This window comes from Duganella sp. CY15W (genome assembly GCF_009857555.1).
GTDB classification, from domain to species: domain Bacteria; phylum Pseudomonadota; class Gammaproteobacteria; order Burkholderiales; family Burkholderiaceae_D; genus Rugamonas; species Rugamonas sacchari.
The window spans coordinates 1,724,439-1,737,490 of the sequence record NZ_WWCQ01000001.1; the positions used below are offsets into that span (position 1 = coordinate 1,724,439).

Sequence of the window (13,052 nt, forward strand, 5' to 3'; positions counted from 1 at the left end):
GATATAATTGAGGGTTGTCCTATCAGGAACTATCGTGACTTACAGCATCAAAGAGATTTTCTACACGTTGCAGGGTGAGGGCGCCCACGCCGGCCGTCCGGCCGTGTTCTGCCGCTTTTCCGGCTGCAACCTGTGGACCGGCCGCGAAAGCGACCGTGCCAGCGCCATTTGCCAGTTCTGCGATACCGATTTCGTCGGTACCGATGGCGAAGGCGGCGGCAAGTTCAAGACGCCGGAGGCCCTGGCTGCCACCATCAATGCGCTGTGGCCGGAAAGCTATCCGGCCAGCAAGTACGTGGTATTCACGGGCGGCGAGCCGCTGCTGCAGCTGGACAAGCCGCTCATCGACGCCATGCATGCGGCCGGCTTTACCATCGCGATTGAAACCAACGGCACGCTGCCGGTGCCGGACGGCGTGGACTGGATCTGCGTCAGCCCGAAAATGGGCGCCGAGCTGGTGGTCCGCAAAGGCAGCGAAATCAAGGTCGTGATACCGCAGACCAACCAGGACCTGTCAGTCTACGAACAGCTGGATTTCGAGAACTTTTACGTGCAGGCCATGGACGGCCCGCTGGCCGAGTTCAATACCCGGCTGGCGATCGAGACCTGCAAGCGCAACCCGAAGTGGAAGCTGAGCTTGCAAACCCATAAACTTTTACAGATACCTTAAATGTTAACTATTACCCGCAAGCTGGAATTCGACGCCGGCCACCGCATTCCCGACCACAAGAGCCAGTGCCGCAACCTGCACGGCCACCGCTACACGCTGGAAATCACGCTGACCGGCAACATCATCGATGTCGAAGGCAATTCCGACAACGGCATGATCATGGATTTCTCGGACATCAAGGCGCTGGCCAAGGAGCACCTGGTGGACGTCTGGGACCACGCGTTCATCGTCTACGAAAAGGATGACGCGGTGCGCGAGTTCCTGGCATCGCTGCCAAACCACAAAACCGTGGTGATCGACCGTATTCCGACCGTGGAAAACCTGGCCCACGTCGCTTTCGGGATCCTCAAGGCGGCCTACAAGGACCGCTACGGCACCGGTCTGCACCTGCACAAGCTGGTGCTGCACGAAACCCCGAACTGCTGGGCCGAGATCACCGATGGTGTCTGACAGCGTCTACATGCAGCTGGCGCTGGAACAGGCGCAGCAGGCGTGGGACCTCGGCGAGGTGCCGGTAGGCGCCGTCGTCGTCAAGGACGGCGAGGTAATTGCGGTCGGCTGCAACCAGCCGATCGGCAAGCATGATCCCACCGCGCATGCGGAAATCGTCGCGCTGCGCGCTGCGGCCGAGAAGCTGGGCAACTATCGTTTGCCCGGTTGCGAACTGTATGTAACGCTGGAGCCCTGTGTGATGTGTTCGGGCGCGATGATGCATGCGCGCCTGGCCAGGGTGGTGTACGGCGCCGCCGACCCGAAGACGGGCGCCTGTGGTTCGGTGCTCAACCTGTTCGAGCAGGAACAGCTGAACCACCATACCGATATTGTCGGCGGCGTGATGGCCGAGGAATGCGGCGCCATGCTCAAGAATTTCTTTGCCGCGCGCCGTGCGGCACTGGCGGCTGCCAGGCGCGCCACACAAGTGTAAGGCCGGTTTCACCGCGCCAGCAAAAAATGGTATGCTGATTCCCAAGCACGCACAGGGAGATGGTCTTGGCTACGGCGCAAGCAAACGGCATCACGATTGCCTACGAAACCAGCGGTAATCCGCTCGATCCGCCGGTGCTGCTCATCATGGGGCTCGGCATGCAGCTGATTGCCTGGCCTGCGGATCTGGTGGAAGGCCTGGTCGAACAGGGCTACTATGTGATCCGCTTCGACAACCGCGACATTGGCCTGTCCAGCAAATTCCACGAGCATAAAAAACCCAATCTGCTGTGGGCGTATCTCAAGTCGCTGGTCGGCTTGAAGCAGCAGCCCGCCTACACACTGGGCGACATGGCCGACGATGCGCTCGGCCTGCTCGATGCGCTGGGCGTCGCCAAGGCGCATGTGGTGGGCGTCTCCATGGGCGGCATGATTGCGCAGATCTTCGCCTCGCGCTTTGCCGCGCGCACGCTGAGCCTGACCTCCATCATGTCCACCAGCGGCAAGCGCGGCTTGCCTGGTCCCACCGCGAGCGCGCGCAATGCGATGATGCGCTCAGTTGACATGGGCGACCGCAAGGCCGTGGTGGACCATATGATGGCGGTGTATCGCCTGATCGGCAGCCCATCCTTTCCCACGCCGGAACGCGTGTTGCGCGCGAATATAGAGCGGGCGCTGGACCGCGGCACCAACCCCGACGGCGTGGCGCGGCAGATGGTCGCGATTGTCGCTTCCGGCGACCGCACGCCACTGCTGCGGCGGATACATTGTCCGGCGATGGTGATACACGGCGCGGCCGACCCGCTGGTGCCGGTGGCCTGCGGCGTTGATACGGCGCAGTCGATTCCCGATGCGCGGTTGCACGTCATCGAGGGCATGGGACATGACCTGCCGCCGCAACTGATCGAGCGCCTGCTTGCCTTGCTAGACCAGCACCTGCGCGGTAATATGACGGCCGAACTTCCTCCGTTGCCGCAGCATCGCGCAGGCAGCGGCACCCATCACTGACAGAGACACTTTGAGCACATCGAACATCGGCATCGCCATCGCGGCGCCCAGCGGCCGTCCGCTTGATATCGCAGCCTACAACCTGGGCGTGCAGCGCCTGGAACAGCAAGGCTTCCTGGTCCACAATTACTACGACGACGACAAGAAATTCCAGCGCTTCGGCGGCACCGACGAATGGCGCCTGGCGCAGCTGAATGCCGCCGCCGCCGATCCCGATGTACAGGTGGTGATTGCGCTGCGCGGCTCGTATGGCATGTCGCGCCTGCTGCCGTCGATCGACTTTCACAAGATGGCGGACAGCGGCAAGCTGTTTGTCGGCTACAGCGACTTCACCGCGTTCCAGATGCCGTTGATGAAGCAGACCGGCCGCATCAGCTTTGGCGGGCCGATGATGTGCGACGACTTCATTCGCCCCGAGCCGGTGGCGTACACGCTGGACCAGTTCTGGAACTGCCTGCGCGGTCCGGTGCACCAGGTGCGCGGCGCGGTGGCCGACGGTGCTGCCGATAATCCGCTGCTGGATGTCAGCGGCAAGCTGTGGGGCGGGAATCTGGCGATGATGGTCAGCCTGCTCGGTACACCGTATTTCCAGGCGCTGGAGCAGGGCATCTGCTTCATCGAGGATGTCAGCGAGCATCCGTATCGCGTGGAGCGCATGGTGCTGCAGCTGTTCTACGCGGGCGCGCTGGAAGGACAGCGCGCGCTGGTGCTGGGCGATTTCTCTGGCTACAAACTGAGCCCGGTGGACAATGGCTATGACTTCGACAGCATGGTGGCGTACCTGCGCCAGCGTTTGCCGATTCCGGTGCTGACCGGCCTGCCATTTGGCCATATCAAGGAGCGCGCCACGCTGCCGTATGGCGGCATGGCGCATCTGGTATCCAGCGAACGCGGTTTTGATCTGACGATCAGCGATTACCCGACGCTGTAATTACTGCAGGCGGCGCACGCGTGGCGCCTGGCTGGTGCCTTCGATTTCCAGGAAGATCGTGCCTATGCCGTTGCGGCTGATCCGGACTTTGGGATTGGTGACTTCGCTGATGGAGGCCGCGCTGTCATCGGCGACGCGCCAGATCTGGCCATTGGCCAGCTTGAACAGGGTGCCGGCGCTCCAGCCGTCGATGGTGCCGATCAGCGTGCTTTCAATGGTGGTCGGTTCGTCAGACTTGCGCAGCTGGGTGGCGCTCAGGCCGAAGTTCGCTGCCGGATCAGGCTTAGCTGCAGGCGCGCTTGGTGCGACTGGCGTGGCCATTGCGGCGCCGGGGGCGGCGGCCGGGCGGGCGGCCGTTGCGACCGGGATCGCGTCATAGCAGGCGACACGGCCGGCGACGTCGGCAATGCTGCGGCAGCGCAGCAGGTCGGCGTCGGAGGCGAGGGCGGAACCGGATACTGCCAGCAAAAGAAGCAAAGCTTTCATCGAACTCTTTCCAGGTTGCGGGCGCCCGGTCCGGGCGCCACCTGGCTGGATTATATCGGCCCTGGCCCGCCCTCGTATAGCTCAGGCCGAAGGACGCTGGCGGCGGCGTGCGGCGACGCCCAGCAGGCCCAGGCCAGCAAGCAGCATGCCGTAGGTGGCCGGTTCCGGTACCGCGGCAGTTACGCTGATGTTGTCCAGGCGGGTAAAGCTTGGTGCATTGTAGGCGCCAAATTTCAGTTCCGTGCTGGCGCCGGTGGCAACCAGGCCGGTCAGCGTGACGTGGGTCCAGTTGCGGATCTCATTGCTGAAGCTGTAGACCACGGCGCCGTTGAAATCCGCTTCGAAGTACGAGCCGGTGGTGACGTTGTTGAAGATGTCAAAGCTCAGGGTGTAAGCCTTGCCGGCCACGGTGGCCAGGGTCTGGCTGATGTAGGCTGGCGGGGCGCTGGCGCCGACACGCCACAGATAGGTGTGGTTCGCGGTGACGGTATTGGAAATCACATCCGACAACGAGGAGTTGCCCGACTTGGTCCAGCCGGCAAACGAGCCGGTTTCGAAATCGCCATTGGAGACCAGTTCGGTTGCTGCCTGTGCTGAAAACGCAGTGGCTGCCAGGATGGCGACGATGGCCAGTTTCTTCATGTTTACCCCCTATTTGTAATATAAAATTGACAATAGAGTGGTCATAGTAATCTTGTAATTGTTACTTTGTCCAGATGATTTTCCAGCGCCGGCGATGTGTGGGTTCGCAGCCACGGTGTGGAAATGGTAAAATCACCGGTTACTTCATCTTACAGCTCTAAGGGTCTTCCTCGTGCTATCTACAGCAAACATTACCATGCAATTCGGCGCCAAGCCGCTGTTTGAAAACATCTCCGTCAAGTTCGGCGATGGCAACCGTTATGGCCTGATCGGCGCCAACGGCTGCGGCAAGTCCACCTTCATGAAAATCCTCGGCGGCGATCTGGAACCGTCGGCAGGCAACGTGATGCTGGATGTGAACGAGCGCCTCGGTAAGCTGCGTCAGGATCAGTTTGCGTACGAAGAGATGCGCGTACTGGACGTGGTCATGATGGGCCACACCGAGATGTGGGCAGCGATCTCGGAACGCGACGCGATCTACGCCAACCCGGAAGCGACCGACGACGACTACATGCGCGCCGCTGACCTTGAAGGCAAGGTCTCCGAGTACGACGGTTACACCGCGGAATCGCGGGCCGGTGAACTGCTGCTGGGCGTGGGTATTTCCATCGACCTGCACCAGGGGCCGATGAGCGCCGTCTCGCCGGGCTGGAAGCTGCGCGTGCTGCTGGCACAGGCGCTGTTCTCGAATCCGGACATCCTGCTGCTCGACGAACCAACCAATAACCTGGACATCAACACCATCCGCTGGCTGGAAGATGTGCTCAACGAGCGCAACTCCACCATGATTATCATTTCCCACGATCGCCATTTCCTGAACCAGGTGTGCACCCACGTGGCCGACATGGACTACGGCACGCTGAAGATCTACCCAGGCAATTACGATGACTACATGCTGGCATCGACGCAAGCGCGTAACCAGCAGCTGGCCAACAACGCCAAGGCCAAGGAAAAGGTCGCCGAGCTGCAGGACTTCGTGCGCCGCTTCTCGGCCAACAAGTCCAAGGCCCGTCAGGCGACTTCGCGTGCCAAGATGATCGACAAGATCAAGGTCGAAGACATCAAGCCGTCGTCGCGCGCTTATCCGTTCGTGCGCTTTGAAGGCGAGAAGAAGCTGCACCGCCTGGCCGTGGAAGTGGACAGCATCAGCAAGAAGTACGACCGTACGCTGTTCAACAACTTCAGCATCATGGTGGAAGCAGGCGAGCGCATTGCCATCATCGGTGCCAACGGCGCCGGCAAGACCACCATGTTGCGCAGCATCGGCGGCCAGGACATCACGGGTCTGAGCGCCGATCACGGCATGGTCAAGTGGGCGGAAAACGCCAACGTCGGCTACATGCCGCAGGATCCGACCGAAGATTTCGCCAAAGAGATCACGCTCACCGACTGGATGGGCAAGTGGACCAAGGAAGGTGACGACGACCAGGCCGTGCGTTCGATCCTGGGCCGTCTGCTGTTCGGCGGCGACGAGGTGAAGAAGTCGGTCACGGTGCTGTCCGGTGGCGAGAAGGGCCGCATGATGTACGGTAAGCTGATGCTGGGCCGTCACAACGTGCTGCTGCTCGATGAACCGACCAACCACATGGACATGGAATCGATCGAGTCGCTCAACATCGCGCTGGATAAATACGCCGGCACGCTGATCTTCGTGTCGCACGACCGTGAATTCGTGTCGTCGCTGGCCAACCGCATCATCGAGATCAAAGAGAATGAAGTCGTCGACTTCCGCGGCAACTATGAAGAGTATCTGACCAGCCAGGGTATCGCTTAAACGATTATGCAAGCTATCGAGATCAAACCCGTCGAGTATGAACATCCACAAGACGGTGCCAGCTGCGTCGCCCATGCGTGGGCGCGCACGCCAGCTCCAACGACTGCGGAACAGCGCGTCGAACTCAAGGAACGCATCAAGCGCCTGCTGAAGGAAAAGCAGGCGGTCCTCGTGTCGCACTATTACGTGGACGCGGACCTGCAGGACCTGGCCGAGGAAACCGGCGGCTGCGTGTCCGACTCGCTGGAGATGGCGCGCTTTGGCCGCGATCATCCGGCCAAGACGCTGATCGTCGCCGGCGTGCGCTTCATGGGAGAAACGGCCAAGATCCTGAGCCCGGAAAAACGCATCCTGATGCCGGACCTGGACGCGACCTGTTCGCTGGACCTGGGCTGCCCGGCCGACGAGTTCACTGCCTACTGCGACGCCCATCCGGACCGCACGGTGGTGGTGTACGCCAACACCAGCGCTGCCGTCAAGGCGCGTGCGGACTGGATGGTGACGTCGTCGATCGGCCTGGACATCGTCAAGCACCTGCACGAGCAGGGCAAGAAGATCCTGTGGGCGCCGGACAAGCATCTGGGTTCCTACATCCAGAAGCAGACCGGCGCCGACATGCTGCTGTGGCAGGGCTCCTGCCTGGTGCATGACGAGTTCAAGGGCGTGGAGCTGGAACTGCTGAAGGCGCAATACCCTGAAGCGAAGATCCTGGTGCACCCTGAGTCGCCAGCCAATGTGGTGGCGCTGGCCGATGTCGTGGGCTCGACCACGCAGATCATCAACGCCGCCGTGGAGTTAGACTGCGATACCTTCATCGTTGCCACCGACAACGGCATCCTGCACAAGATGCGCGCCGCCGCGCCGGGCAAGCGTTTCATTGAAGCGCCAACCGCCGGCAACAGCGCTACCTGCAAGAGCTGCGCGCACTGCCCGTGGATGGCCATGAACGGCCTGCAGAATCTGGCGGACCTGCTGGAGAATATGGACCAGCCGGAGGTCAGCGCGGCCAACGAAATCTTCGTCGATGCGGAAATCGGCAAGCAGGCCGTGACCTCGATCACGCGCATGCTGGACTTTGCCGCGGCCAAAAAAGCCAAGGTACAGCCAGGGCCGGATCTGGCGCAAGAAGCTAAACTGTTTTCGGGAATTGGTCCTGCATGAGCACTCTGATTAACAAGTTCGCGCCGTTTGACGACGCGTTGAAGTCGGCGTTTGAAGCCAATCTGCTGGCGGCGTTGCTGGAAGATGTCGGTTCCGGCGACCTGACCGGCTTGCTGGTGCCGGAAGGCGGCCGCGCGCAGGCCCGCGTGATCGTGCGCGAAGATGCGGTGCTGTGCGGCGCGGCGTGGTTTGAAGGCGTCATGAACTGCATGCAGGCTGGTATCGAAATCGACTGGCAGTACGCGGAAGGCGACATGATGAAGGCCGACAGCGTGGTCTGCACCATTGCCGGCCCGGCGCGCGCGCTGCTGACGGCAGAACGCGGTGCGCTGAACTTCATGCAGCTGCTGTCCGGCGTGGCGACGGCGACCCGCAAGTATGTGGACGTGATTGCCGGCACCCGCGCCGCCATCCTGGATACCCGCAAGACGCTGCCGGGCCTGCGCCTGGCGCAGAAGTATGCGGTGCGTGTGGGCGGTGGCCAGAACCAGCGCCTGGCGCTGTATGACGGTATCCTCATCAAGGAGAATCACATCGCGGCGGCGGGCGGCATCACCAATGCGGTGCTGGCGGCCAAGGCGCTGAACAAGGGTGTGTCGATACAGGTGGAAGTGGAATCGCTGGACGAGCTGCGTGAAGCGCTGGACGCGGGCGCGGTGTCCATCCTGCTGGATAACTTCAGCACGGACATGATGCGTGAAGCGGTGGCGGTGAACGCCGGCCGCGCGCTGCTGGAGGCCTCCGGCGGCATCAATTTCGATACCGTGCGCGCGATTGCCGAGACCGGCGTGGACCGCATCTCCATCGGCAGCCTGACCAAGGATGTCCGTGCTACCGATTATTCTTTACGCATCATTGGTTAACAAAATTTTATTGTTGACTTCGCCCGCGCACGATTGAAAATTGTTAAATTGAGTAATCAATAAAACAATAAAATATGCCCTCTTTTTAATCAAAGGGGGTAATACATGAAATTACAATACGTGGCGGGTGTACTGGGGATGCTGTGCCTGAGCGGTCTGGCGCAGGCGGAAGGTTTTGTGAATGGCGGCTTTGAGGATGGCAACACCAACGGCTGGATCACGGGCGGCGGTTACCGTGGCAGTGTTCTCAACGACGCGCTGACGCCAGCGCAGCTGTTGCCAGGCGGTAGCCTGCATACCGACAACGGCAGCCGCGGCGCCATTGTCGATGGCAGCTATGTCGATCCACGGCTGGGCAGCCTGATTGGTTCGACCATCTATAGCGGCAAGTACGCCTACCGCGCGGAAGACACCTGGGATGGCGGCAACGCCACCGCCATCAGCCAGCAGGTCAGCAATTACACCGACAATAAAATCGTTTTCGCCTGGAAGGCGGTGCTGGAAAACGGCGGCCACGTCGAGAACGAATCTGCCGTGATGAAGCTGACGCTGACCGACAATACCACGGGTCAATTGCTGGTCAGCCGCAGCTACAATGCCGGCTATACCGGTTCTGGCGTCGACTCGCGCTTCCTGACCGAAAATGGTTTGTTCTACACGCCGCAATGGCAGGTCGAGCAGCTGAACATCGACCAGTCGCTGTCCGGCCACAGCTTCACGCTGTCGCTGCTGGCGGCGGATTGCAACCCGACCGCACATACCGGCTACGTCTATCTGGATGGTTTCGGCGCGGCGCTGCCCGTGCCTGAACCGGAAACCTACGGCATGCTGCTGGCAGGTCTGGGCCTGATGGGCGTGGTTGCCCGCCGCCGTCAGCGCGCCGCTTAAGCCGCGACGGTCTTGCGCATTTTTGCCAGCGGAACCTTGACGTTCCCTGGCAAATCCAGTTCCATGTTCTCGATGATGGTAAAGCCGCAGGCCTGGTAGAGCGGCACGCCGGGCATGGTGGCGGCCAGTTCCAGGGTGTGGAAGCCGCCCGCCAGCGCCGCGTCGGTGCAGTGCTGCAGCAGCAGACGGCCCAGGCCCTGGCGCGCTGCCGACGGATCCACAAAAAAAGCACGGATGCGGGCTGGTTCCCGGGCCGGATCGAGCAGCGGATCGGCGCCGAGCTTGGTGCGGTCGGCGCCAAACAGGGTGGCGCGCTTGCTCCAGCCACCGCAGGCCGCCAGCTGGCCATCCTTCTCAATCACAAAATACGTCTGGTCCGCCACGAGTTGCGTATCGACGCCAAATACGTAACGCGTTACGGCTTGGGCCTGCTCGCTGGTGTAGAAACCGGCGCTGAGCGCAATGCCGGAACGCGCGATCAGCGCTTCCATGGCCGGGATGTCGGCTGGCGTGGCGTGACGGACCGCGATCATTATTTGCGTCGCGGTGGCGTCAGGATGGTGGGCAGCGCCTTGGCCAGGGTTTCCGGATAGTCGCGGCTGAAATGCAGGCCGCGGCTTTCCCGGCGCAGCAGGGCGCTGTTGACGATCAGGCCGGCGACATCGACCAGGTTGCGCAGCTCCAGCAGGTCGTGCGTGACGCGGAAGTTCTGGTAGTACTCGTCGATTTCTTCCTTGAGCAGCGCAATGCGGTGCTGCGCGCGTTCCAGGCGCTTGCTGGTGCGGACGATGCCCACGTAGTTCCACATGAAGCGGCGCAGCTCGTCCCAGTTGTGGGAGATGACCACTTCTTCATCGGCATCGCTGACGCGGCTTTCGTCCCAGTCCGGCAGATAAGGCACTTCGCCTTTTTCCTTGGCGGTGATGTCCATGGCGCAGGCGCGGCCGATGACCACGCATTCCAGCAGCGAGTTGCTGGCCAGGCGGTTGGCGCCATGCAGGCCGGTGCAGGCGGTTTCGCCGACCGCGTACAAGCCCGGCAAATCCGTGCGGCCGTGCATGTCGGTCACCACGCCGCCGCAGGTGTAGTGGGCGGCCGGCACCACGGGAATCGGTTCTTTGGTGATGTCGATGCCCAGTTCCATGCAGCGCGCGTAGATGGTCGGGAAGTGCTCGATCAGGAATTCGGCCGGCTTGTGGCTGATGTCCAGGTGAACATAGTCCAGGCCGCGCTTCTTGATTTCAAAGTCGATGGCGCGCGCCACCACGTCGCGCGGGGCCAGCTCGGCGCGCTCGTCGTGCGACAGCATGAAGCGCTGGCCGGCAGCGGCGCCGGCTTCCGGCGGCAGCTTGAGCAGACCGCCTTCGCCGCGGATCGCTTCGGTAATCAGGAAGGACTTGGCGTACGGGTGGTACAAACAGGTCGGGTGGAACTGGATGAATTCCATATTGGCCACGCGGCAGCCCGCGCGCCAGGCCATGGCGATGCCGTCGCCGCTGGCGGTGTCCGGGTTGGTGGTGTACAGGTAGACCTTGCCGGCGCCGCCGGTGCACATCACCGTCTGCTCGGCGGCGAAGGTGTGGACCTGGCCGGTCTGCTCGTCCTGCACGTACAGGCCGTAGCACTTGGGCTGGGCATGGCCTTTTTTGAGCGGATGCACCTTGTCCGAGGTAATCAGGTCGATGGCGCAGTGGTGTTCGAACAGCGTGATGTTCGGGTGGGCGCGGACTTTTTCTTCCAGCGTGGTCTGCACGGCGTTGCCGGTAGCGTCCGCCGCGTGGATGATGCGCCGCTGGCTGTGGCCGCCTTCGCGCGTGAGGTGGAAGCCCAGTTCGGCCGAGTCGTCGCGCGTGAACGGCACGCCCTGGTCGATCAGCCATTCGATCGCTTCGCGGCCGTGCTCGACGATGTAGCGCGTCGCGCTTTCGTCGCACAGGCCGCCGCCGGCGATCAGGGTGTCTTCTATATGCTGGCTGTGGCTGTCGCCGGAATCCAGTACGGCGGCGATGCCGCCTTGCGCCCAGTTACTGGCGCCGTCCTTGAGCGCACGTTTGGAAATAATCGCTACGGTGCGTGTTTCGGCCAGATGCAGGGCGACCGACAGGCCGGCCAATCCGCTGCCGACAATTGCAACATCAAATTTCATGATTACGTGGTGGAAATGCAATAGAGAACCATGACTATAGACCATTTGTCATAGTCGCGTCACAAATAGCCCTTTTGGCGAGGTGGGTTGCGGGCGCTCAAGGTCTGAGCTTGAGCATTCCCCATGATGAAAGCTTCGCCTGGGAGGCCACCGTGATCCGCATCTTTCACCATTATGTGTCCAGAATCGCCGTCATGCTGCTATTGCTGGAGCTGTCGATATTGCTGGCGGCGGCGGTGGCCAGTGCGCCTCTGTGGCTGTCCGATGCCAGCCAGCTGTATGGGCCTGCAGTGGTGTTTGCGCTGGTGATGGTGTTCAGCATGGGCACACTCGGCATGTACCAGCATGACCAGTCGCGCGAGGATGTCAAAAGTACACTGCTGCGTATCATGCCGTCGTTTGTGCTGGGGTTTTGCCTGATGCGTTTGCTGGCCGGTTTGCTGCCGGGCATACAGCTGGGACGGCTGGGCAGCACGGTGTTCTTGCTGGGCGGTGGCGCGGTGCTGCTGGCGCGGCTGATTGTCTTCACGTCGGCGCAATCGCGCATGCTGGAGCAGCGGCTGATTATCGTGGGGGATGGCGCACTCGCGCTGGAGTGCATGGCGCTGGCGGCAAGCAGCGTCGGCTTCCATCCATTTCGCGTGGTAGGGTTTGTGCCGGTATCCGGCGAGTTGCGTGCGGTGCCGCCGGCGATGCTGCTGCCGGCGGATCTGCCGTTGCTGGCATTGGCGCGGCGCTACGCGGCGGACGAGATCATCGTCACGGTCGGCGACCGGCGCAACGGCGCTTTCCCTGTGCGCCAGTTGCTGGAGTGTGCCCTGGGCGGCGTGCCGGTAACGGATGCCGCCACCTTCTTTGAGCGCGAAGCCTGCCAGATCCGGGTGGATTCGTTGCAGCCCAGTTACCTGATTTTCGGCGGCGGCTTTGACCAGAGCGTCACACGCGCGGCCGTGAAGCGGCTTTTCGATTTGACGGCCAGTGCCGCGATCGGCCTGATCGCGACGCCGGTAATGCTGGCAACGGCGCTGGCGATCAAGATGGACGATGGCGGGCCGGTGTTTTTCCGGCAGGAGCGTGTCGGCCGGGGCAACCGCGTGTTCCACGTGCTGAAATTCCGCAGCATGCGGCCGGATGCGGAGCGCGATGGTCAGCCACGCTGGGCGAGCGAGGGCGATCCGCGTGTGACGCGCGTGGGGCGCTGGATACGTCAGCTGCGCATCGACGAGCTGCCGCAGATGCTGAATGTGTTCAGGGGCGACATGAGTTTTGTCGGTCCGCGGCCGGAGCGCGCCTATTTCGTCGAGCAGTTGCGCCAGCGGATCGCGTACTACAACGTGCGGCACGGGATCAAACCGGGCATCACTGGCCTGGCGCAGGTGCGCTACCGCTACGGCGCTTCGGTCGAGGACGCGGTGCGCAAGTTGCAATATGATTTGTACTATGTGAAGAACAACAGCCTGTTCCTGGACCTGCTCATCCTGGTCGATACGGTGCAGGTGGTGTTGTTTGGCAAGGGCGGACGGTGATGCTGGGGGCTGGCGTTTCCATCGTCGCGCTGT

The 13,052-nt window shown here is 62.0% G+C and carries 14 protein-coding genes; 10 read left to right on the top strand and 4 right to left on the bottom strand.

The window, feature by feature from the left end; all coding sequences use genetic code 11:
• Window positions 1-34: 34 nt before the first annotated feature.
• The 5 genes from queE to GTP58_RS07650 all read left to right on the top strand — a co-directional run bounded on the left by queE (window position 35) and on the right by GTP58_RS07650 (window position 3,533).
• A complete protein-coding gene (gene queE / locus GTP58_RS07630; RefSeq protein ID WP_072782120.1) occupies window positions 35-670 on the top strand; it encodes a 7-carboxy-7-deazaguanine synthase in 636 nt (211 codons plus the stop codon).
• Window positions 671-1,120: a 6-carboxytetrahydropterin synthase QueD gene (gene queD / locus GTP58_RS07635; protein ID WP_161076893.1), complete on the top strand. Its 450-nt coding sequence runs from the start codon at window positions 671-673 to the stop codon at window positions 1,118-1,120.
• Entirely contained in the window at window positions 1,110-1,595 is a 486-nt protein-coding gene (gene tadA, locus GTP58_RS07640) for a tRNA adenosine(34) deaminase TadA (protein WP_161076894.1), read from the top strand. The genes queD and tadA overlap by 11 nt, the downstream gene beginning before the upstream one ends.
• Before the next feature lie 65 nt (window positions 1,596-1,660).
• Entirely contained in the window at window positions 1,661-2,602 is a 942-nt protein-coding gene (locus GTP58_RS07645) for an alpha/beta fold hydrolase (RefSeq protein ID WP_161076895.1), read from the top strand.
• A 10-nt stretch (window positions 2,603-2,612) separates the two neighbouring features.
• Window positions 2,613-3,533, top strand: a complete 921-nt coding sequence (locus GTP58_RS07650) for an LD-carboxypeptidase (RefSeq protein WP_161076896.1) — start codon at window positions 2,613-2,615, stop codon at window positions 3,531-3,533.
• Here the strand turns inward: GTP58_RS07650 and GTP58_RS07655 are convergent, their stop codons facing one another.
• The gene (locus GTP58_RS07655; RefSeq protein ID WP_161076897.1) at window positions 3,534-4,019 is read right to left on the bottom strand and encodes a hypothetical protein; all 486 of its coding nucleotides are present in this window, start codon (window positions 4,017-4,019) and stop codon (window positions 3,534-3,536) included.
• Between the two features lie 81 nt (window positions 4,020-4,100).
• Entirely contained in the window at window positions 4,101-4,661 is a 561-nt protein-coding gene (locus tag GTP58_RS07660) for a PEP-CTERM sorting domain-containing protein (protein WP_161076898.1), read from the bottom strand.
• A 172-nt stretch (window positions 4,662-4,833) separates the two neighbouring features.
• On the opposite strand from GTP58_RS07660, the gene GTP58_RS07665 reads away from it, so the two are divergent.
• The 4 genes from GTP58_RS07665 (at window position 4,834) to GTP58_RS31040 (ending at window position 9,347) form a co-directional block, all read left to right on the top strand.
• Window positions 4,834-6,435, top strand: coding sequence for an ABC-F family ATPase (locus tag GTP58_RS07665; RefSeq protein ID WP_072782109.1), 1,602 nt, complete (start codon window positions 4,834-4,836; stop codon window positions 6,433-6,435).
• Between the two features lie 6 nt (window positions 6,436-6,441).
• Complete coding sequence (gene nadA, locus GTP58_RS07670; protein WP_161076899.1) at window positions 6,442-7,596, top strand: quinolinate synthase NadA; 1,155 nt, start codon at window positions 6,442-6,444, stop codon at window positions 7,594-7,596.
• Window positions 7,593-8,459, top strand: coding sequence for a carboxylating nicotinate-nucleotide diphosphorylase (gene nadC / locus GTP58_RS07675; protein WP_161076900.1), 867 nt, complete (start codon window positions 7,593-7,595; stop codon window positions 8,457-8,459). The genes nadA and nadC overlap by 4 nt, the downstream gene beginning before the upstream one ends.
• A gap of 105 nt (window positions 8,460-8,564) precedes the next feature.
• Window positions 8,565-9,347 (top strand): PEP-CTERM sorting domain-containing protein, encoded by a 783-nt coding sequence (locus GTP58_RS31040; protein ID WP_202413505.1) that lies wholly within the window; start codon window positions 8,565-8,567, stop codon window positions 9,345-9,347.
• Here GTP58_RS31040 and GTP58_RS07685 read toward each other — a convergent pair.
• Both GTP58_RS07685 and nadB read right to left on the bottom strand, forming a co-directional pair.
• On the bottom strand, window positions 9,344-9,880 hold the full coding sequence (locus GTP58_RS07685) for a GNAT family N-acetyltransferase (protein WP_072782103.1): 537 nt from the start codon (window positions 9,878-9,880) through the stop codon (window positions 9,344-9,346). The two genes, GTP58_RS31040 and GTP58_RS07685, sit on opposite strands and share 4 nt — an antisense overlap.
• Entirely contained in the window at window positions 9,880-11,493 is a 1,614-nt protein-coding gene (gene nadB / locus GTP58_RS07690) for an L-aspartate oxidase (RefSeq protein WP_161076901.1), read from the bottom strand. Before nadB ends, GTP58_RS07685 begins: the two co-directional genes overlap by 1 nt.
• Window positions 11,494-11,603: 110 nt before the next feature.
• Here nadB and GTP58_RS07695 point away from each other — a divergent pair, with 110 nt between their 5' ends.
• Complete coding sequence (locus GTP58_RS07695) at window positions 11,604-13,019, top strand: TIGR03013 family XrtA/PEP-CTERM system glycosyltransferase (RefSeq protein ID WP_308937354.1); 1,416 nt, start codon at window positions 11,604-11,606, stop codon at window positions 13,017-13,019.
• Window positions 13,020-13,052 lie beyond the last annotated feature (33 nt).